This is a genomic window from Rhizobium ruizarguesonis (assembly GCF_012349115.1).
GTDB classification, from domain to species: Bacteria; Pseudomonadota; Alphaproteobacteria; order Rhizobiales; family Rhizobiaceae; genus Rhizobium; species Rhizobium ruizarguesonis.
Window position 1 is genome coordinate 65,756 of record NZ_PQIG01000083.1, and the last position, 20,185, is coordinate 85,940.

Consider the following 20,185-nt stretch of genomic DNA (forward strand, 5'->3'; position numbering starts at 1 on the left):
AAGGTGACGTGAAAAGTTCGCTTTCGCAAATTCATTTATCAGAAAGGCGATATCGGAAATTCCGATATCAGCGGACGCGGCCGGAGCGCATGTTTTCGGCGATGCCGACAAAATCGCGTGCTGCCTGCGGCAGGCTGGAACCTTTGCGCCAGACCATACCGACCTGGACGACCGGCAGCGAGCCGGAGACATCGCGGCTTTCGATGCGGTCGCCTTCCAGCGACCACGGGCGATAGACGAGATCGGGAAGCAGCGCCACGCCGGCGCCTGTTGCAACCAGGCTGCGCACCGCCTCCACCGAGCGGGTGCGGAAGGCGACATGCGGGCGGGCGCCGAGTGCTGAGAGCAGCTTGCCGGTGTTCTCCTCGATTTCGTCGACTGTCAGCATGATCAGCGGTTCGCGGGCGATGTCGGCGACCGAGATGATGTCTGCCGAGACCAGCGGGTGGCCCATCGGCAGCCATAGTCGATAGGGCGAGGTTTCGAGGATTTCCGCCTGCAGCGCCATGCGGTCGCGCAGGTTGGAGATCACCATGACGGCGACATCCAATTCGCCGCCGACCAGCAGATGTTCGAGATAACCGCCATTGTCCTCGATGGCGCTGACCTCGATGCCCGGGCAGGCGCGGCGGTATCGCGCCAAGAGATCGGAGAGCACATAGCCAGCAACGAGCGAGGTGACGCCGATGTTCAGTGTGCCGGAAAGAGCACTTTGCTGGCCGGAGAAGCTGGTGCGCGCATCGGAAACGGAGGCGAGGATCTTCGTCGCGTGGCGCAGGAACTGGTGGCCGTTATGGGTGATCGTCAGGCCGCGCGGATGGCGCTCGAAGAGCTCGACGCCGAGGTCGGTTTCGAGCTCCTTCAGTGCTTCCGTCACCGAGGATTGCGAGATCGAAAGGTTCTGCGCGGCGCGGGTCACCGAACCCTGTTCGGCGACGGCGATGAAATATTGAACCTGGCGAAGCGTGAAGGCCATGGGCGTTTAGAGCATGGCGGAACAGGCCGTGGCAAGCGGCCTGGAAAGTGGACCTTTTTTGGTGTTTTCTCAAAATGGCGCAGGCTTCATACGCCCACTTAAACTTTCGGAAACGTCATTTCTTTAGCGTTCTTAGCACTTGTCCTGCGTTGGAGTTTCAGATGGCGGAGCAGTTGGCGTGAAGGCCTTACTGCGCATCTTCCGGCCTTCCCGGAAATTGGCAATCATCATCGGTGGAGTCGCTCTTCTCATGGGCGTTTCCGGCGGTGCGGCGGTCTATGTCGGCAAGGACAGGCTGATCGGTGCAGCCGGTGGTGGCTACGGGCTCGAATGCAGCGACGTCAACCTGGTAACGATCCGGAAGCAGGACCACGTCTGGGTGCGCAAATACATCAAGACCGAACCGACCGACGGGATGACGCGCGTCAAGACCGCGCTTCGTGTCGCTCAGGCCGTTTATGCCGCGCAGAAGCCGGATCTTGTGCAGGTGGTGGTGCTCGACGAGAACGGCCCGACGTTGCGTGCGGACATTCGCGGCCGGGCGATCGGTGCCGATGTCGTCTATATCCCGCATCCCGACAAGACCGTTCCCGGCCTCGACGACAAGTCCTATACAGCGCGCTACTATGACGGCAAGGCCAGTGAAAATGGGCTGTTCTTCGGCGAGCGGATAGAGATGCCGTTCGACGAGGTCGCCATGATCAGCGCCGCCTTCAAGGACCCCGAGGATTGCGTCGACCCGGTCGCGGTTGGTTCGACGAAGAACGGGGAAAAGGGCAAGGAAAAGAAGGCCGCAGGTGGCGGACATGGCGCAGCACCGCCGGCCGAAAGCGAAGCCGCGCCTGCTGCCGAGGGCCGCGGCGCCGATGTGGTGGCCGAGGCGCCGGCGGAAGAGCCGCCGGCAGAAGCCGCCAAATCTCACTGAACGACCGGCATAAAAAGGCGGAGTGCCGGCCCGGTACTCCGCCTCATTCTTTTACGTCTGTTCCTGTCAGTCGGCCTTGCTGCGGCGGGCCGGGAAGAGGATGACGTCGCGGATCGACGGCGCATTGGTCAGAAGCATGATGAGACGATCGACGCCGATGCCGAGGCCACCTGCCGGCGGCATGCCCTGGTCGATCGCGTCGAGGAATTCCTCGTCCAGCTGTTTTTCCTTTTCGCCGCGGGCATGCGCCTGTTCGAGCTGCTCGACCATGCGGCGGCGCTGCTCTTCGGGATCGTTCAGTTCCGAGAAGGCGTTGCCGAGTTCCCAGGCGTTGCAATAGGTCTCGAAGCGTTCGACGAGACGCGGCTCGCCGGGCACTTCCTTGGCGAAGGGCGAAATGTCCTTCGGGAAATGCGTGACATGCGACGGCTGGATCAGGGTGGATTCAACTTTTTCCTCGAAGATGAAGGCGAGGCATTCGCCCCAGGTCCAATCCTTCTCGACCGCAAAGCCGGCAGCCTTGGCGGCGGCGCGCGCCTCTTCATCGGTCTTGATGGCGAGGAAGTCGATGCCGGTCGCTTCCTTGACGGCATCGGGCATCGGCACGCGCTTGAACGGACCCTTGAAGGACATGGTCTTGTCGCCGAAGGGGAATTCCGTCGCGCCATGAATGGAGAGTGCTAAGCTCTCGAACAGCCGCTCGACGAGGTCCATGATGTCCTCGTAGTCGGCATAGGCCCAATAACACTCCATCATGGTGAATTCGGGATTGTGCCGGGTGGAGACGCCTTCGTTACGGAAGTTCCGGTTGATCTCGAAGACCTTGTCGGTCAGCCCCGACACCAGCGTGCGCTTGAGGAACAGTTCCGGCGCGATGCGCAGATACATGTCGAGCTTCAGCGTGTTGTGATGGGTCTTGAACGGCTCGGCGGTGGCGCCGCCATAGACCGAATGCAGCATCGGCGTCTCGACTTCCATGAAGCCGTCATTTTCCATGAAGCGGCGGATGCCGGAGAGGATCTTCGAGCGCTGCTGGAAGCGGAGCTTCGAATCCTCGTTGGTCATGATGTCGAGATGGCGCTTGCGATAGCGCAACTCGATGTCGGAGAGGCCGTGCCACTTTTCCGGCATCGGCAGCAGCGACTTCGTCAGCATGGTGATCGTCTGTGCGTTGATCGTCAGCTCGCCGCGCTTGGTGCGGCGCACGATACCGGTGACGCCGATGATGTCGCCGATGTCGATCATCGGCAGCAGGGCGCGGGCTTCTTCCGGGGTCGTGTCCTTGTGACTGAAAATCTGGATCTTGCCGCCGGCATCGTGGATGTCCATGAACATGCCGGAGTTGCGCGACGAGTATACGCGGCCGGCGACGGTGACGACATCCTGCGTCTCGACGTCAGGTTCCAGGTTCTCATATTTCGCGATGAGCTCGGCATTGGTCATCGTGCGGTGGAAATGCGCCGGATAGACCTCGCCGATCTGCTCGCGCAGCAGCTTCAGCTTCTGGGCGCGCACTTCCGTCGCGTCGGAGGAAAGGGTGTTTTCAGTCTTGTCGTTCATGTCTTTTGCCTCATCGATGCGGCATGAATTCTAAATCAACGTTTCCGTTGGCTCGAAGCGTCGCGAATGGCTCCGCGCTAACCCTCCCCCTTGTGGGGAGGGGCTTTCGCTGTCATTTCGAGCCGACGAGGGCGGCGACCGCCTGCGAGGCGAGCTTCAGGCGCTGACGCACGACCGAGCGGCCGAGGATCGCCATGGAATCGAAGAGTGGCAGCGAGCGCGACGAGCCGGACACGGCGACGAAGAGCGGCGAGACCACGACCTTCAGCTTCTTGCCCATGCGGTCGGCGATCGCGCGCAGCTCCGCCTCGATCGTCTCGACATTCCATTCCAGGATCTTTTCGAGATCCGGCTGAACGGTGTTGAGGATCTCCAGGATCTCTTCCGGCGGCGACTTAATCTTGGCGAAGTCGGAAGGCTGCAGGCCGAGATCGGACTTCAGCAGGAAGCCGGCAAGATCGGGCAGTTCTCCGAGCTTGGAAATGCGCGTCTGCGACAGGCGCAGACCTTCCTTGAGACGGTCGTTTTCCATCGCCCAACTCAGCACACGCCCCTGGAATTCCTCCTCGGAAAGCTTCTCGCGGATCCAGCGGCCGTTCAGCCAGTCGAGCTTCTGAATGTCAAAGATCGCACCGGCCTTGGAGAGGTTTGCCGGGTCGAACTTCTCGGAGAGCTCGTCCATACCAAGGAGCTCTTCGCCCTCGGCGATCTGGATGAAGAACAGGCCGAGGAAGTTCATCAGCGCTTCCGGGATATAGCCGAGCGCGGAGTAATAGGAGATCGAGGTCGGGTTCTTGCGCTTCGACAGCTTCGACTTGTCGGCATTGCGCATCAGCGACAGATGCATGAAGACCGGCTGATCCCAGTCGAAATAGCGATAAAGCAGGATGTGCTTCGGCACCGAAGCCAGCCATTCCTCGCCGCGCGCCACATGGGTGATCTTCATCAAATGGTCGTCGATGACATTGGCCATATGATAGGTCGGCATGCCGTCGGCCTTGACGAGCACCTGCATGTCGACCGAATCCCACGGAATGGAGACATCGCCGTAGACGCCGTCCGTGAAGTCGCATGAGCCTTCGGCCGGAATCTTCATGCGGATGACGGTCGTCTCGCCGGCGGCCATACGCGAGGTGACTTCCTCGGCCGTGAGGTTGAGGCAGAGACCATCGTACTTCGGCGGCTTGCCGGCGGCGCGCTGGGTTTCGCGCATCTGCTCCAGCCGCGCGCGTGTGCAGAAACAGCGGAAGGCATGGCCCTTGTCCAGCAATTCCTGCCCGTAAGGCTGGTACATTTCCTTGCGGTCGGACTGGCGATAGGGGCCGTAGGGGCCGCCGATATCAGGGCCTTCCTTCCATTCCAGCCCGCACCATTTCAGGGCGTCCAACACCTTCGTTTCGAATTCCGGGGTCGAGCGCGTCGCATCGGTATCCTCGATGCGCAGGATGAACTCGCCGCCATGCTTCTTGGCGAAAAGGTAGTTGAAAAGAGCGATGTAAGCGGTGCCGACATGCGGCTCGCCGGTCGGCGAGGGAGCGATGCGGACGCGGACGCCGGTAGCTGTCCCGGAAACTGTCATTGTGTGTGCCCGTCAATGAATGCCGGACGGCTTTCATGGGAAAGCGACGTACGGCCGGAAGGATGCAGATAGCTTCATCGGCAAACCGGCCGGAAAAAGGGCATGCGCCCGCACTATCCGCCGATCGTCCGTTCGGCTGGCCTTAGGCCATATTCAACCGGGCGCGTCAAGAAAAACACGCCAGGAACGGCCTGATGGCAATGCGTGAGGGCGCGCCAGTTCCGCCGCGCCCTCCTGCCCAAGCCTCAATGCGCGGCGTCGCGTTTTCGCTTGCGGGCGTTGCGCGCGAACATGTTCAGCACCTCGACCAGCGCCGAGAAGGCCATGGCGGCGTAGACGTAGCCCTTCGGCACATGGAAGCCCATGCCTTCGGCGATCAGCGTCGTGCCGATCATCAGCAGGAAAGCGAGCGCCAGCATGACGATCGTCGGGTTCCTCTCGATGAAGTTGGCAAGCGGGGTCGCGGCAACAAGCATGACGGTGACGGCGGCGACGACGGCGACCACCATGATCGGCAGATGTGGCGTCATGCCGACGGCAGTGATGATGCTGTCGACGGAGAAGACGAGGTCGAGCAGCAGGATCTGGCCGATGGCCGATGCAAAGCCTGTCGTGGCCGAACTTGCGATGAAGTCCTCGCCGTGATCTTCCGGATCGACGCTGTGGTGGATTTCCTTGGTGGCCTTCCAGACGAGGAACAGACCACCGGCAATCAGGATCAGATCCTTCCAGGAGAAACCGTGGCCGAAGGCTTCAAACAGCGGTTCGGTCAGCTGCACGATCCAGGCGATGGTGCCGAGCAGGGCGAGACGCATGACGAGCGCAAGACCGATGCCGATCTTGCGGGCCTTCTCCCGGTGCTCGGGCGGCAGTTTGTTGGTGAGAATGGAAATGAAGATCAGGTTGTCGATCCCGAGAACGACTTCCATCACCACCAGCGTGATGAGCGCCACCCAGGCGGCCGGATCCTGAATGAGCGTCATGATTTCCTGCATCAGCATATATCCCTTTTGCGTCACATGAGTAGTGACGCTCGCAATGTAATGTCGCCGGCCTGCCAGGCAAGCGCCGCAAGGGGGTATACGAAACCGATGTGACTTTTATTCCCTAGAACAGGATGATTTAAGGCCGGGGTCGGCCTTAAATTTGAATCCTGTTCTCAATCAAAGAGTTAGAGCATGATGTCGTCCGAAAACCGCTCGCACTTGGCATCATGCTCTGATCGGCAACCAGATTTCGGTGACGCCCATGCCGGTATAGGGGTCGAAGCGCTCGTCGTAGCGTTCGAACATGTCGGGTGTCTCGCCGTGCTCTAGGCCCGAGGTCGGCCACCATGCGCCAAATATCCGGTTCATAGTCGCCGGGATGCCGGAGACATGGCCGCGATGAGCAAAGACGACGTAGCGCTGGCCTGGAAGTTTGAGCGTTGCAAAATCCGCCGGCAGATCGTCGGCATCGGAGATCTCGACCGCGGCCATATAGCGGAATTTCTCCGCTTCGCCGTCGATATGCGTACAGATGCCGTAGGCGACATTGCTTTTCTGACCGGAGATATGTCCGAAATGGGCATTGAATTTCTGCCAGAGAGAGGGAATGGCGGCGTTGCCGCCATAGGGGTAAATCTCCTGCAGACCGGCAAAGAGCATCGGCTGAAGGGTTTCGAAGCGGGGCGGTTCGAGGTCGTTGTGGTGGGCAGGGTCCATTCTGATCGGCTCCAGCAAGACAAGGTTACGGGCGTGCCCCTGTCTGCGCACCGCATCCGGCGTCATGCCGAACTGGTCGCGGAAGGCACGGGTGAAGGCCTCGTGCGAGCCGTAGCCCGCGCAAAGCGCAACCTCGAGAATGGTGGATGAGCTGCCGAGTAACGCGGGCACGGCGCGGCTTAGGCGCCGCCCTCTTATATAGCCGCTGATCGAGTGACCGGTGACGAGCCCGAAAATGCGCGACAGATGGTAGCGCGACAATCCGGCTGCTTCCGATATCTCTTCCAGCGATATATCGCTTTCGAAATGGCTCTCGATGAACCAGATCGCCCGTCCGACGGCGCTCATCCTCATTCTCCTGGTTGCAGCTTCTTCCTTAGAGGAAGGCCGGCAGCCGGATTTGATCGCTATTGCGGGATTTTGGCCGATGGAGCGCGACGGTCAAGGGTGCGGTCAGGCGGTCTCGTGCCGGCGCGCGCCGTAGGCGGCCATGAAGACCCGGATCGCGCCGCGGATGACGCGCTCGATTTCGTCGCGCGGCGGCGGCTCTTCCATGCTTCCGAAAAGGCGGAGCTTGAAGAAACTACCGCTGGCGAGATCGAGGAACTGGCCGGCAGCGAGATCGATGTCGTCGATCTCAAGTGCGCCTTCGGCGATGTGCCGTTCCAGGAAGTCGCGCATGATGGTGCGCAGGTTTTCCGGGCCCTTGAAGAAGCGTTGACAGAGCACCGGCATACGGTCGCGAACGCCGAGAACGGTGCGCATCGCGTTGATGACCTTCTCATCGGTCATATGGGTGACGAAGCTTATCCCGAATTCGTACAGGCCGGCTTCGGGATCGTCATGTTCGGCAAGCGCCGTGCGCACTGCCGCCACGAAGGCGGCGCGCTCGGTCTCGATCATCGCCGAAAACAGTTCTTCCTTGTTGGTGAAATAGACGTAGAGCGTTCCCTTGGAGACTCCGGCCTCGCGCGTCACGTCGTTCATGCTGGCGGCGTCAAAACCCATCTTCATGAAGACACGCTTGGCGCCGGCGAGAATCTGCTGGCGCTTGGCCGGATCTTCGCCTGCGGCAAATCGGCCTCCGGCAGCGGGAGGACTGAATACGGCAGCGTGGTCGGGTTTCAGCGTCATGTCCTCTTAACCGTGTTGACGGTTTCGCATTTTCTTTAAAGAAATCGAACCGATTGGTTCTATACATCTTGATATGACGATAAAACAGGTTTAAGTCAACTGAACCGAACCGTTCAGTTCGATTATTTACTCCAAGATCGGTAAAGTGGCCATGTCGAGCAACCAGAAGAGCAACGTCGCGCGGATCGTCAGCGAAAACGCCGGGACCGAAGAGGCGCAGGCCGAGGTCGCGACCGTTGCAGAGGCTCCGATGGCGGAAGCCCGCGAAGTGCCGTCTGCCCCCGCGCAGTCGGCGCCGGCTTCGGTCGCCGCACCCGCGGCTGCGAAGAAGCGCCGCAGCCCGGTGCTGCCGATCGTCGTGCTCGCCCTTCTCGCGGGCGGCGGCTGGTATGGTTACGAATGGTGGACGAACGGCCGCTTCATGGTGTCGACCGACGACGCCTATATCGAAGGCGATATCGCAACGATTTCGCCGAAGGTCACGGGCTACGTCGCGAAGGTGAACGTTGTCGCCAACCAGGAAGTCAAAGCGGGCGACGTGCTTGCCACGCTTGATAACGGCGACTATCAGAACGCCCTCGACTTGGCCCAGGCCCAGATCGTCACCGAACAGCTTTCGCTGCAGCGTATCGACGCGCAGATCGAAGGCGCGAATGCGAGCCTCGTGCAGGCGCAGGCGCAGAAGGTGGCACTCGAAGCGGCCGTTCGCGGTGCCGAGATCACCCAGAAGCGCCAGAGCGACCTTCAGGCGAAGTCGGTCGGCACTGCCGCCGATCTCGACAACGCCAATATCGCCCTCGACCAGGCCAAGGCCAATCTTGCCGGCGGCGACGCCAACATTACCGCGGCACAGGCCAACATCACCATTCTCCAGGCCCAGCGTAAGGAAGCCGAAGGCTCCGTCCGTTCGCTTGAGATCTCGCGCGACAAGGCCGTCCGCGACCTTTCTTTCACCGTGCTCAAGGCGCCTTATGACGGCATTGTCGGCAACCGCTCCGTCCAGGAAGGCGACCTCGTCTCTCCCGGCCAGCGCCTGATGGCGCTCGTTCCGGTGCGCCAGCTCTACATCGACGCCAATTTCAAGGAAACGCAGATCCAGCATCTGGTGCCGGGCTCGAAGGTCAACGTCCAGGTCGATGCCTATAGCGAGCATCCGATCGTCGGCACCGTCGAATCGATCGCGCCGGCTTCCGGCTCGGTCTTTTCGATGCTGCCGCCGGAAAACGCCACGGGCAATTTCACCAAGGTGATCCAGCGGGTGCCGGTGCGCATCGCGCTGCCGCAGGATGCGCTCGACAGCGGGCGTCTGCGCGCGGGCCTGAGCGTCGTCGTCGACGTCGACACCCGTACGGCGCCGAGCAAGTAAGCCTCTAGGAAAGGCGGGGGTGGTCTGATGGCCGGCAGCGCGACAGCAACAGCGGGGACGATTCCGGCAGCGCCTGCTCATGCCGACGAGCGCATGGATCCGAAGAAGCTCATCGCCTTCTTCGCGATGGTGCTCGGCATGTTCATGTCGATCCTCGACATCCAGATCGTCTCGGCCTCGCTTGCCGAGATCCAGGCCGGCCTTTCGGCCGGAACCGACGAGATCGGCTGGGTGCAGACGTCCTATCTGATCGCCGAAGTGATCATGATCCCGCTTTCCGGCACGCTGGCGCGCATCATCTCGACGCGTTATCTCTTCGCGATCTCGGCCGCCGGCTTCACCATGGCGAGCGCGCTTGCGGCAACGGCGACGAATATCGACCAGATGATCGTCTACCGCGTCATCCAGGGCTTCATCGGCGGCGGCATGATCCCGTCGGTCTTCGCGGCTGCCTTCACCATCTTCCCGCCCTCGAAGCGCAGCATCGTCTCGCCGATCATCGGCCTGATCGCGACGCTGGCACCGACCATCGGCCCGACCGTCGGCGGTTATCTCAGCCACGCCTTCTCCTGGCACTGGCTGTTCCTCGTCAATATCGTTCCCGGCATCATCGTCACGATCGTCACCTGGAACTTCATCGATTTCGACAAGCCGGAACTGTCGCTTTTCAAGAAATTCGACTGGTGGGGGCTGATCTCGATGGGCGTGTTCCTCGGCGCGCTGGAATATGTGCTCGAAGAGGGCAATTCGAACGATTGGTTCAACGACAGTTCCATCACCATCGCAGCGGTTGCCTCCGGCGTTGCAGCCGTCGTCTTCTTCTATCGCGCCTTCACGGTGGATTTCCCTGTCGTCGACCTGAAGGCTTTCGCGAACCGGAATTTCTCCTTCGGCTCGGTGTTTTCTTTCGTTATGGGCATCGGCCTCTACGGCCTCACCTATATCTACCCGGTCTATCTCGGGCGCATTCGCGGCTATGATTCTCTGATGATCGGCGAGACGATGTTCGTCTCCGGGCTTGCGATGTTCTTCACCGCGCCGATCGCCGGCCGGCTGTCGACCAAGATGGACCTGCGCCTGATGATGGTGATCGGCTTCGTCAGTTTCGCCGCCGGCACCTTCATCATGATGCATCTGACGGCGGATTGGGATTTCTACGAGCTGTTCATCCCGCAGATCTTGCGCGGCTTCGGGCTGATGATGTGCATGGTGCCGATCAACAATATCGCGCTCGGCACGATGCCGCCCTCGCGCATTCGCGGCGCGTCCGGCCTTTTCAACCTGACCAGAAACCTCGGCGGCGCAGTCGGCCTTGCCGTCATCAACACCGTGCTCACCAACCGCCAGGACGTGCATTATGAGCGGCTGCGGGAGAATATGGACTGGGGCAATCCGGCGGCGATCGACCAGATGAACAACATGGCCGCCAATTTCAACACCTACGGCATGGATGGCGCCTCGGTCGCGATCAAGCAGATGGTCGGGCTTGCCACCAAGCAGGCGATCATCCTTTCCTTCAGCGACGTGTTCCTGATCCTGACCGCGCTTTTCCTCGCGATGATCCTCGGTGTCGCCATGATCAAGAAACCCGCGCCGCAAGGCGGGGGAGGCGGTGGCGGCCACTGACCTCCGGCCTGTCGCCCCTTGAAAAGGCCCTCTTCGGAGGGCCTTTTTGTTTGCCGCATTTCGGCCTCTAACACTTTAAATCTGCGCATAACCCCGGAAAATGGATTCCGATTTTCGGGGTTATGCGCTACGCCATCAGTCGGATGATTGCCGGCCGGATCGGAAAAAACGACGTGGAAACCGGCCTGTTGGATTTTTTGATTTACGTACATCAAAATTGGCGCTAATGGTCTCGTCAGGAGGAATGATGAGGCCAACAGTTCACGATATCGCCGCCGCCGCCGGTGTCAGTCTCGCGACTGTCGACCGGGTTCTCAACCAGCGGCCCGGTGTGCGCCACGTCACGCGCGAAAAGGTCGAGACCGCGATCCGCGAGCTCGGTTATGTCAGAGACGTCGCCGCCGCCAATCTTGCCAAGGGGCGCACCTATCCGCTGGTCTTCATCCTTCCGGCTAGCGACAATTCCTTCATGCACGGGCTCAACGCGGAGATCCGCCAGGCGATCGTCCGCTCGTCGGCGGAACGCACCGATATCCGCACCATCGAGGTGCCGGCCTTCGATCCCGCAGCCCTCGTCGCTGTGCTTGAAGGGCTTTCCCGGGAAAAGCCGTGTGGCATTGCGCTGGTTGCGACCGATGCGCCTGACGTGCGCGCCGCCGTCGACAGGCTGGTGCGCGAGCGCTTCCCCATCGTCACCCTGGTTTCCGATCTCACGGGCTCGCTGCGCCATCACTATGCCGGCGTCGACAATATCGCCGCCGGCCGCACAGCCGCCCGCCTGCTCGGACGATTCCTCGGGCCGCGAAAGGGCGAAATCGCCGTGCTCGCCGGCTCCATGCTGGTGCGCGACCATCGCGAGCGGCTGGAGGGCTTCACCGCTGTCATAGCCGAGGAATTTCCCGATCTTGCGATCCTGCCGGTTCTCGAAGGCCGTGACGACCCCGAGGTCGCCCACAGGCTCGTTGCCGACGCGCTCGGGAATGCCGGCATCATCGGCGTCTACAGCCTCGGCGCCGGCAATCGCGGCCTGATCCGGGCGTTGAAGGAGAAGGCCGTCGACCGCGTGCTGACCGTGATTGCCCACGAACTGACCGCCCACACGCGGGCAGCACTCATCGACAATACGATCGATGCGATCCTCAACCAGGATGCCGGCCATGAGGTGCGGAGCGCCATACGCGTGCTGAAGGCCAAGGCGGACGGGCTTGCCGTCATCGAAGCGCAGGAGCGCATCCGCCTCGACATATTCCTGAAAGACAATCTGCCGTAACGGCAAAGGGAGAAATACCACATGTATCTGGGTCTCGATCTCGGAACCTCCGGCGTCAAGGCGATGCTGATCGACGGTGATCAGAAGATCGTCGGCTCGGCCAATGGTTCGCTCGACGTCTCGCGTCCGCATTCCGGCTGGTCGGAGCAGGAGCCGGCCCATTGGGTGCGCGCCACGGAGGAGGCTGTCGCCGGCCTCAAGGCGAAACATCCGAAGGAGCTTGCTGCGGTCAAGGGCATCGGCCTTTCCGGCCAGATGCACGGCGCGACGCTCATCGATGCCACCGACAAAGTCCTGCGCCCCTGTATTCTCTGGAACGACACGCGCAGCTACGTCGAGGCCGCGGCACTCGATGCCGATCCGCGCTTTCGCGCGCTCACCGGCAACATCGTCTTTCCCGGTTTCACGGCACCGAAGCTCGCTTGGGTTGCAAAGCATGAGCCCGATGTCTTCGCCAAGATCGCCAAGGTGCTCTTGCCGAAGGACTACCTGCGTCTGTGGCTGACCGGCGACTATATCTCGGAAATGTCGGATTCGGCCGGCACCTCCTGGCTCGACACCGGCAAGCGCGCCTGGTCCCCCGAACTGCTCGCCGCCACCAAGCTTTCCGAGGAGCAGATGCCGGCGCTTGTCGAAGGCACCGAGCAGGCCGGCAAGCTGCGGTCCGAACTGGCGGCGCAATGGGGCATATCAGGTGATGTCGTCGTTGCCGGTGGTGCCGGCGACAATGCGGCTTCGGCCTGCGGCATGGGCACGGTCAGCGATGGTGCCGCCTTTGTCTCGCTCGGCACATCAGGCGTGCTTTTTGCCGCCAACGGCTCGTATCTGCCGAAGCCGGAAAGCGCCGTGCATGCCTTCTGCCACGCGCTGCCGAACACCTGGCATCAGATGGGTGTCATCCTGTCGGCCACCGATGCGCTCAACTGGCATTCCGGTGTGACCGGCAAGTCGGCCGCCGATCTCACCGGCGAACTCGGCGAGACACTGAAGGCGCCCACCGGTGTCACTTTCCTGCCTTATCTCTCCGGCGAGCGCACGCCGCACAATGATGCCGTCATCCGCGGCGCCTTCATCGGCCTCGAACATGAGAGCAGCCGTGTCGTTCTCACCCAGGCGGTGCTCGAAGGCGTCGCCTTCGCCATTCGCGACAATCTCGAAGCGCTGCGCTCGGCCGGCACCGGCATATCCCGGGTCACGGCGATCGGCGGCGGTTCGCGCTCGCATTACTGGCTGGCGTCGATCGCGACCGCGCTCGGCGTTCCGGTCGACCTACCGGCCGACGGCGATTTCGGCGCGGCCTTCGGCGCCGCCCGCCTCGGCCTGATCGCAGCAACGGGCGCGGATCCGATTGCCGTCTGCACGCCGCCGGTAACGGCCGGCACGATCGAACCGGTGTCCGCACTGAGCGGCGCTTATGAGGATGCTTACAAGCGCTACCGTGCGCTCTACCCGGCGATAAAGTCGCTGGCGTAGGCCAACAATTCAGAACTTCGAAAAGATACGAACCCAAGGAGAATCAACATGAGCACCGGATTTTTCGGCGATATCCAGAAAGTAAAATACGAAGGCCCGGACAGCACCAATCCGCTGGCCTTCCGCTACTACCAGCCGGACGAGATCGTCATGGGCAAGCGCATGGAAGACCATTTGCGCTTTGCGGTGGCCTACTGGCACACCTTCACTTGGCCGGGCGGCGACCCCTTCGGTGGCCAGACCTTCCTGCGCCCTTGGTTCGAGGACACGATGAAGGCCGCCAAGCTCAAGGCCGACGTCGCCTTCGAATTCTTCTCGCTGCTCGGTTCGCCCTACTACTGCTTCCATGACGCCGACGTGCGTCCCGAAGGCAAGAGTTTCGCCGAGAACACCAAAAACCTCAACGAGATCGTCGACTATTTCGCCGAGAAGCAGGCCGCAACCGGCACCAAGCTGCTCTGGGGCACGGCGAACCTCTTCTCCCACCGCCGCTATATGTCGGGCGCTGCGACCAATCCGGATCCCGATGTCTTCGCTTTCGCAGCCGCGACGGTAAAGACCTGCATCGATGCCACGCAGAAGCTCGGCGGCGAAAACTACGTGCTCTGGGGCGGGCGCGAAGGTTACGAGACGCTGCTCAACACCGATATCGGCCGCGAGCTCGACCAGCTCGGACGCTTCCTCAACCTCGTCGTCGAATACAAGCACAAGATCGGCTACAAGGGCACGATCCTGATCGAGCCGAAGCCGCAGGAGCCGACCAAGCATCAGTATGACTACGACGTCGCAACCGTCTATGGCTTCCTCAAGAAGCACGGCCTTGAAAACGAGGTGAAGCTCAATATCGAGCAGGGCCACGCGATCCTTGCCGGTCACTCCTTCGAGCACGAGTTGGCGCTTGCTAATGCGCTCGGCATCTTCGGCTCGATCGACATGAACCGCAACGACTACCAGTCCGGCTGGGATACCGATCAGTTCCCGAACAATGTTCCCGAAATGGCGCTCGCCTACTACCATGTTCTGGCAGGCGGCGGCTTCAAGACCGGCGGCACCAACTTCGACTCGAAGCTTCGCCGTCAGTCTCTCGACCCGGCGGATCTGCTGATCGGCCATATCGGCGGCATGGATTGCTGCGCCCGCGGCCTGAAGGCCGCCGCCAAGATGATCGAGGACAAGGCTCTGTCGCAGCCGCTCGCCGATCGTTATGCCGGCTGGGAATCCGCCGAGGCGCGGAAGCTCTTCCGCGGCGAGTATTCGCTGGATGAGATCACTCACTATGTCGAGAGCCACGACGTGAACCCGCAGCCGAGATCCGGCAAGCAGGAACTGCTGGAGAACGTCGTCAACCGCTACGTCTGATAAAGCGCGCCGGCGGTCATCGGCCGTCGGCGCAACCCTTTCTGACCGGGCGCTGGCCGGAAGCTTTCAGCCTATATCGGTTTACCGTTTCAACCAGTTGCGCGACGGCGCCGAGACGGAGTTTCGGACCACCAGATCCGGTCTCAGCAGGATTTCCGTTTCGGTCGGCCGGCCATCGGACAGGAGTTCCAGCAGCAGCGCCATCGCCTGCTTGCCGATTGCCGTTCTCGGCTGGCGGATCGTGGTCAGCGGCGGCGATATGAAGACTGCCTGCGGCACGTCGTCGAAACCGGTCACCGAGAAATCCCGTGGAATGTCGTAACCCCGCGCGCCGAGCCCGATCATGACGCCGATCGCCGTCTGGTCGTTGACGCACATGAAGGCGGTCGGAAGCGTGTCACGCATGAAAAGCTGTTCGACCGCATGCCGCCCGCTTTCGATCGTGCCGTCACCTTCGAGCACGATCCTGGTGTCGGGCGGGATGCCGGCGGCGTCGAGGCCGGCATCGTACCCCATGCGACGCCTGGTATAGGCAAGCCGGGTGCGTGAATCGCCGATGAAGGCGATCTTGCGATGCCCTTCGGCCAGCAGCAGGTCCACCGCTTTCCGAGCGCCTTCGGTGTCGTCGACGCCGACATAGGGAATGCCGCCGTTGAAGACGGGCTCGAAAACGCCGACGCTCGGCGGTAGCCGCGCGGTCATCGTCTGATGCCCGAAGGGCAGGATGCCGGTGAAGAGGATCAATCCGGCCGCCTGGTTGGAATTGAAGAATTTCAGATATTCCAAGCCGCGCTGGGCATCGTTCTGCGTGTGGCCGATCAGGATGCCGTAGCCGTGTGCGCGTGCTTCGTTCTCCAGCCCGACGAGAATGTTGGAGAAATTGGGATCGCCGATATCGGGCGCCACGACGAGGATCATGTTGGAGCGGCCGAGCCTCAGGCTGCGCGCCATGGCATTCGTCGTATAGCCGGTGATGGCGATCGCCTGGTTGACCTTGAGGCGCGTGGAGTTGGCGACCTTCTCCGGCATATGGATTGCCCGGGAAACCGTCGCGATGGAGACCTCGGCGATCCGGGCGACGTCTTCGATGGTTGCGGGCGTGGAATTCGACACTGGGCTCTGCCTTGGGGCTGTCTTCGCCGCGACACTACACAGACTTGTCGAGAGGTCAAAGGCAGGCTTCAACTGATCTGTGTAAATCAACGATGTAAACCTTTACACGATGTATGTAAAGGTTTACATAAGGCTTCAGAGCGGACGGGGAGCCGCTTTGGGGAGGATCAGATGACCGTGGAGATCGCCGACACCGCACCCGTGGTGCTGTCCGCCAGGCGCATATGCAAATCCTTCAGTGGAGTGCAGGTCCTCTTCAGCGTGAACTTCGATCTCCGCGCCGGCGAAATCCATGCGCTCATGGGTGAAAATGGCGCCGGCAAGTCCACGCTTGTCAAGGTTTTGTCCGGTTTCGAACAGCCGAGTTCCGGCGAAATCCTGCTCGACGGCAAGCCCGTCGTCCTGCCGCCCAACGGCGCCGCCGAGGCGCTCGGCATCGTCATCATTCACCAGGAATTCAACCTCGCCGAACATCTGACCGTGACGGAGAGCCTCTTCCTCGGGCGTGAAGTCACCCGTTTCGGCATGCTCGACCGCAAATATATGCGGTCGGAGACACGCAAGGTTCTCGACGTGCTCGGTTCGCATGTCGATGAGAATGCACTGATCAGCACGCTTTCCATCGCCGACAAGCAGATGGTCGAAATCGCCAAGGCGATCAGCCGCGACGCGCGGGTGGTGTTCATGGACGAGCCGACCGCGGTGCTGTCGCGGGAAGAGACCAATATGCTATTCAAGCAGGTTCGCAAACTTCGCGACCAGGGTACCAGCTTCGTCTTCGTGTCCCACAAGCTCGACGAGGTGATGGAACTGACCGACCGCGTCACGGTGCTGCGCGACGGCCAGTGGATCAAGACTTCGGCGACGTCCATTCTGGACGGGGAATCGATCGCGCAGCTGATGGTCGGCCGCGAACTCTCCAGCCTCTATCCCGCCAAGGTCGAGCCTGATGTCGACGAGGAGATCGTCCTCAGCGTCGCCTCGGTGTCGACGGGTTATGTGAGGGACGCGAGCTTCGAGGTGCGCAAGGGCGAGATCATCGGTTTTTCCGGCATGATCGGCTCCGGCCGCACCGAACTGATGGAAGCGATCGCCGGATTGCGGACCCGTCTCGAGGGCGAGGTGGTCATCAAGGGGGAAACGGTTCCGTCCGGCGATGTGCATGCCGCCAATCGTTGTGGGCTCGCCTACATGACCAAGGACCGCAAGTCGAAAGGCCTGCTGCTGCGCTCCGGCATGGTGACCAATCTGACACTGCAATCGCTCGGAAGGCACGCGCGTCACGGTTATCTCAGCCCGGGCAGCGAAGCGGCCGCGATGGCAAAGGCCAAGCGCCGCTTCGATATCAGGGTTCGCGACGGCAATATCGTCGCCGGCCGGATGTCGGGGGGGAACCAGCAGAAGCTGCTGCTGGCCAAGGTCATGGAGACCGAGCCTCAGATCATCATCATCGACGAGCCGACGCGCGGCATCGATGTCGGCACCAAGCAGCAGATCTATCATTTCATCTCGGCGCTCGCCCGGGACGGCCGGTCGATCATCGTCGTGTCCTCGGAGATGCCGGAGGTCATCGGCCTCTGCACGAGAGTGGCGGTGATGCGCGAAGGGCGTATCGTCGGCGTGCTCGAGGGCGACGAGATTTCCGAGCAGGAGATCATGCGTTACGCCGCCGGGCTCAAGAGGAAGGCGGCCGCCTGAGGGCTGAAGCAGGGCTTTGCCGATCAGGACGATAGATAAGATTCCCAGAAAATATGGGACGGGAGGTTGGTTTTGGAAATGAGTGTCAACGAGGAGACCAGGGAAATCCGGCGCCGATCCTGGCGGGATGTCGACCTGCGTGCGGTCGCGCCCTTCGTCGCCCTTGCGCTGCTGCTGATCGTCGGAGCCCTGGTCAATCCCAATTTCATCGGCATCACCAATCTTGCCAATGTCGCGACGCGCAGCGCATTCATCGCCATCATCGCGGTCGGTGCGACCTTCGTGATATCAGCGGGCGACCTCGATCTGTCTGTCGGCTCGATGGTGGCCTTCGTCGCCAGCCTGATGATCCTGCTGATGAATTCGGGCGCCATCGCAAACCCGGCTTTGATGCTCGTGGTCGCGGTCGTCTTCACGATCGTCGCCGGCGCGCTCTGCGGCCTGGCGAACGGCCTGATCACGACGGTGGGCAAGATCGAGCCCTTCATCGCGACGCTCGGCACGATGGGCATCTATCGCGGCCTGACGACATGGCTGTCGCAGGGCGGTGCGATCACGCTTCGCTCCGCCGATATCCAGACGCTCTATCGCCCTGCTTATTTCGGCAATGTCGCCGGCATACCGGTGCCGATCGTGGTGATCCTGGCAGTGACGGCGGTTGCGGCCTTCATCCTCTATCGCACCCGCTACGGGCGCCACGTCGTCGCTGTGGGATCAAACAGCGATGTCGCCCGCTACTCAGGTATCGCGGTCAACCGTGTGCGGACGATCGCCTTCGTCATCCAGGGATTGTGCGTCGCCATTGCCGTGCTGCTCTATGTTCCCCGTCTCGGCTCGACGTCGGCGACGACGGGCATCCTGTGGGAGCTGCAGGCGATTACGGCCGTCGTGGTCGGCGGTACGGCGCTCAAGGGCGGCGCGGGCAGGGTCTGGGGCACGATCTGCGGCGCCTTCATTCTCGAACTGGTCGGCAACATCATGCTGCTTTCGAATTTCATCAGCGAGTATCTGATCGGCGCCATCCAGGGTGCGATCATCATCATCGCCATGTTCGTCCAGCGCTCGCTGGTGCGCAAATCATGAATTGATCGGGCTTACAGGGCGTCCGGTCCCGATATGGAAAAGTCCCTGAAATTATTGGGAGGAAATAGCATGCGTAAATTGATGTTGGGCCTGGCGGTTGCGGCGGTGACGTTCGCCGGCGCCGCTCACGCCCAGGACAAGAAATTCACGATCGGCGTATCCATTCCGGCCGCCGACCACGGTTGGACGTCGGGCGTGGTGTTCCATGCCGAGCGCGTCGCCAAGCTGCTGATGGCCGAACATCCCGGTCTCAACGTCATCGTCAAGACCTCGCCGGACGCCGCAAGCCAGGCCAACGCTGTGCAGGATCTCGATACGCAGGGCATCGACGCCCTCGTTATCCTGCCGTCGGATCCGGATCCGCTTGTCAACGCCATCAAGGAAGTCAAGGGCAAGGGCAAGTTCGTCGCTCTCGTCGACCGCGCGCCGAGCAACAACGACAATTCCGTGCGCGACCTCTATGTCGCCGGCAACAACCCGGCTCTCGGCGAAGTCGCCGGCAAGTACATCAAGGACACCACGCCGGACGCCGAAGTGGTCATCATCCGCGGTCTGCCGATCCCGATCGACCAGCAGCGCCAGGACGGCTTCGACAAGGGCATTGCCGGCTCGAACGTCAAGGTTCTCGACCGCCAGTACGGCAACTGGAACCGCGACGATGCCTTCAAGGTCATGCAGGACTACCTGACCAAGTACCAGAAGATCGACGTCGTATGGTGCCAGGACGACGACATGGCTGTTGGCGTTCTGCAGGCGATCGAGCAAGCCAAGCGCACCGACATCAAGTATGTCGTTGCCGGCGCCGGTTCCAAGGACATGGTCAAGAAGGTCATGGACGGCGACAAGCTGATCCCGGTCGACGTTCTCTATCCGCCGGCAATGGTCGGCACGGCGATGGAGCTGACGGCGGCGGCACTTTATGATCAGGTCCCGGTTCACGGCAGCTACATCCTCGACGCGACGCTCGTCACCAAGGACAATGCCAAGGACTTCTACTTCCCGGATTCTCCGTTCTGATCGATTGACTGGAGACATGCGCCCATTCGAAAGGATGGGCGCATTTTTTATGCCTTGCTTCGGGCGTGTCTGCGAAAATGCGGCACGTACCTCTTGCCGACCAAAGCCGGTCATGATTAGGTCGCAGCCATACCGCATCTGGCCCCGCGCCAGATCCGACGGCAAGGGCGAGGAGGCGTCTTGCTCCCGCCAAAATGCGTGCTACAACACTTCAGAAACGTTTACGGTCGATATTCAGGGAGGAATCTGACATGAAGACGATCAAGGGCCCCGGCCTTTTCCTTGGCCAGTTCGCGGGCGATA

16 protein-coding genes are annotated in these 20,185 nt (G+C 61.5%); 9 read left to right on the forward strand and 7 right to left on the reverse strand.

The genetic code is table 11. The annotated features are described in order from the left end of the window. Positions 1-67 precede the first annotated feature (67 nt). Positions 68-976: a LysR family transcriptional regulator gene (locus C3Y91_RS19480; RefSeq protein WP_130665136.1), complete on the reverse strand. Its 909-nt coding sequence runs from the start codon at positions 974-976 to the stop codon at positions 68-70. Between the two features lie 178 nt (positions 977-1,154). Between C3Y91_RS19480 and C3Y91_RS19485 the strand changes: the two genes are divergently transcribed. Beyond that, entirely contained in the window at positions 1,155-1,901 is a 747-nt protein-coding gene (locus C3Y91_RS19485; protein ID WP_130665135.1) for a hypothetical protein, read from the forward strand. Between the two features lie 66 nt (positions 1,902-1,967). On the opposite strand, the gene lysS is transcribed toward C3Y91_RS19485, so the two are convergent. From lysS to C3Y91_RS19510, 5 genes are all read right to left on the reverse strand, one after another. Next, positions 1,968-3,461 (reverse strand): lysine--tRNA ligase, encoded by a 1,494-nt coding sequence (gene lysS / locus C3Y91_RS19490; protein WP_024322926.1) that lies wholly within the window; start codon positions 3,459-3,461, stop codon positions 1,968-1,970. Positions 3,462-3,573: 112 nt separating this feature from the next. Further along, entirely contained in the window at positions 3,574-5,040 is a 1,467-nt protein-coding gene (gene gltX / locus C3Y91_RS19495; RefSeq protein WP_168575709.1) for a glutamate--tRNA ligase, read from the reverse strand. A gap of 245 nt (positions 5,041-5,285) precedes the next feature. Next, entirely contained in the window at positions 5,286-6,035 is a 750-nt protein-coding gene (locus C3Y91_RS19500) for a TerC family protein (RefSeq protein WP_018072717.1), read from the reverse strand. Between the two features lie 216 nt (positions 6,036-6,251). Continuing rightward, positions 6,252-7,091 carry an AraC family transcriptional regulator gene (locus tag C3Y91_RS19505; protein WP_024322924.1) on the reverse strand — a complete coding sequence of 280 codons (840 nt, stop codon included), beginning with the start codon at positions 7,089-7,091 and terminating at the stop codon, positions 6,252-6,254. Positions 7,092-7,196: 105 nt separating this feature from the next. Then, complete coding sequence (locus C3Y91_RS19510; protein WP_018072719.1) at positions 7,197-7,877, reverse strand: TetR/AcrR family transcriptional regulator; 681 nt, start codon at positions 7,875-7,877, stop codon at positions 7,197-7,199. A gap of 151 nt (positions 7,878-8,028) precedes the next feature. Between C3Y91_RS19510 and C3Y91_RS19515 the strand changes: the two genes are divergently transcribed. The 5 genes from C3Y91_RS19515 (at position 8,029) to xylA (ending at position 14,971) form a co-directional block, all read left to right on the forward strand. Continuing rightward, positions 8,029-9,243, forward strand: a complete 1,215-nt coding sequence (locus tag C3Y91_RS19515) for an HlyD family secretion protein (protein WP_027689365.1) — start codon at positions 8,029-8,031, stop codon at positions 9,241-9,243. Between the two features lie 27 nt (positions 9,244-9,270). Further along, positions 9,271-10,869, forward strand: a complete 1,599-nt coding sequence (locus tag C3Y91_RS19520; protein ID WP_027689364.1) for a DHA2 family efflux MFS transporter permease subunit — start codon at positions 9,271-9,273, stop codon at positions 10,867-10,869. A 247-nt stretch (positions 10,870-11,116) separates the two neighbouring features. Next, positions 11,117-12,139 (forward strand): LacI family DNA-binding transcriptional regulator, encoded by a 1,023-nt coding sequence (locus C3Y91_RS19525; RefSeq protein WP_027689363.1) that lies wholly within the window; start codon positions 11,117-11,119, stop codon positions 12,137-12,139. A gap of 21 nt (positions 12,140-12,160) precedes the next feature. After that, the gene (gene xylB / locus C3Y91_RS19530) at positions 12,161-13,612 is read left to right on the forward strand and encodes a xylulokinase (protein ID WP_130691268.1); all 1,452 of its coding nucleotides are present in this window, start codon (positions 12,161-12,163) and stop codon (positions 13,610-13,612) included. A 48-nt stretch (positions 13,613-13,660) separates the two neighbouring features. Next, positions 13,661-14,971, forward strand: coding sequence for a xylose isomerase (gene xylA / locus C3Y91_RS19535; RefSeq protein WP_130656257.1), 1,311 nt, complete (start codon positions 13,661-13,663; stop codon positions 14,969-14,971). An 81-nt stretch (positions 14,972-15,052) separates the two neighbouring features. On the opposite strand, the gene C3Y91_RS19540 is transcribed toward xylA, so the two are convergent. After that, a complete protein-coding gene (locus C3Y91_RS19540) occupies positions 15,053-16,084 on the reverse strand; it encodes a LacI family DNA-binding transcriptional regulator (protein ID WP_018486225.1) in 1,032 nt (343 codons plus the stop codon). Between the two features lie 171 nt (positions 16,085-16,255). On the opposite strand from C3Y91_RS19540, the gene C3Y91_RS19545 reads away from it, so the two are divergent. The 3 genes from C3Y91_RS19545 (at position 16,256) to C3Y91_RS19555 (ending at position 19,882) form a co-directional block, all read left to right on the forward strand. Further along, on the forward strand, positions 16,256-17,782 hold the full coding sequence (locus C3Y91_RS19545) for a sugar ABC transporter ATP-binding protein (RefSeq protein ID WP_168275420.1): 1,527 nt from the start codon (positions 16,256-16,258) through the stop codon (positions 17,780-17,782). 78 nt (positions 17,783-17,860) lie between these two features. Next, positions 17,861-18,865, forward strand: coding sequence for an ABC transporter permease (locus C3Y91_RS19550; RefSeq protein WP_018486227.1), 1,005 nt, complete (start codon positions 17,861-17,863; stop codon positions 18,863-18,865). 69 nt (positions 18,866-18,934) lie between these two features. Further along, positions 18,935-19,882: a substrate-binding domain-containing protein gene (locus tag C3Y91_RS19555; protein WP_018072728.1), complete on the forward strand. Its 948-nt coding sequence runs from the start codon at positions 18,935-18,937 to the stop codon at positions 19,880-19,882. Positions 19,883-20,185 lie beyond the last annotated feature (303 nt).

Coding starts and splice junctions, on each gene's coding strand:
- C3Y91_RS19480 (WP_130665136.1), bottom strand. CDS start 976: ATGGCCTTCACGCTTCGCCAGGTTCAATATTTCATCGCCGTCGCCGAA.
- lysS (WP_024322926.1), bottom strand. CDS start 3,461: ATGAACGACAAGACTGAAAACACCCTTTCCTCCGACGCGACGGAAGTG.
- gltX (WP_168575709.1), bottom strand. CDS start 5,040: ATGACAGTTTCCGGGACAGCTACCGGCGTCCGCGTCCGCATCGCTCCC.
- C3Y91_RS19500 (WP_018072717.1), bottom strand. CDS start 6,035: ATGCAGGAAATCATGACGCTCATTCAGGATCCGGCCGCCTGGGTGGCG.
- C3Y91_RS19505 (WP_024322924.1), bottom strand. CDS start 7,091: ATGAGCGCCGTCGGACGGGCGATCTGGTTCATCGAGAGCCATTTCGAA.
- C3Y91_RS19510 (WP_018072719.1), bottom strand. CDS start 7,877: ATGACGCTGAAACCCGACCACGCTGCCGTATTCAGTCCTCCCGCTGCC.
- C3Y91_RS19515 (WP_027689365.1), top strand. CDS start 8,029: ATGTCGAGCAACCAGAAGAGCAACGTCGCGCGGATCGTCAGCGAAAAC.
- C3Y91_RS19520 (WP_027689364.1), top strand. CDS start 9,271: ATGGCCGGCAGCGCGACAGCAACAGCGGGGACGATTCCGGCAGCGCCT.
- C3Y91_RS19525 (WP_027689363.1), top strand. CDS start 11,117: ATGAGGCCAACAGTTCACGATATCGCCGCCGCCGCCGGTGTCAGTCTC.
- xylB (WP_130691268.1), top strand. CDS start 12,161: ATGTATCTGGGTCTCGATCTCGGAACCTCCGGCGTCAAGGCGATGCTG.
- xylA (WP_130656257.1), top strand. CDS start 13,661: ATGAGCACCGGATTTTTCGGCGATATCCAGAAAGTAAAATACGAAGGC.
- C3Y91_RS19545 (WP_168275420.1), top strand. CDS start 16,256: ATGACCGTGGAGATCGCCGACACCGCACCCGTGGTGCTGTCCGCCAGG.
- C3Y91_RS19550 (WP_018486227.1), top strand. CDS start 17,861: ATGAGTGTCAACGAGGAGACCAGGGAAATCCGGCGCCGATCCTGGCGG.
- C3Y91_RS19555 (WP_018072728.1), top strand. CDS start 18,935: ATGCGTAAATTGATGTTGGGCCTGGCGGTTGCGGCGGTGACGTTCGCC.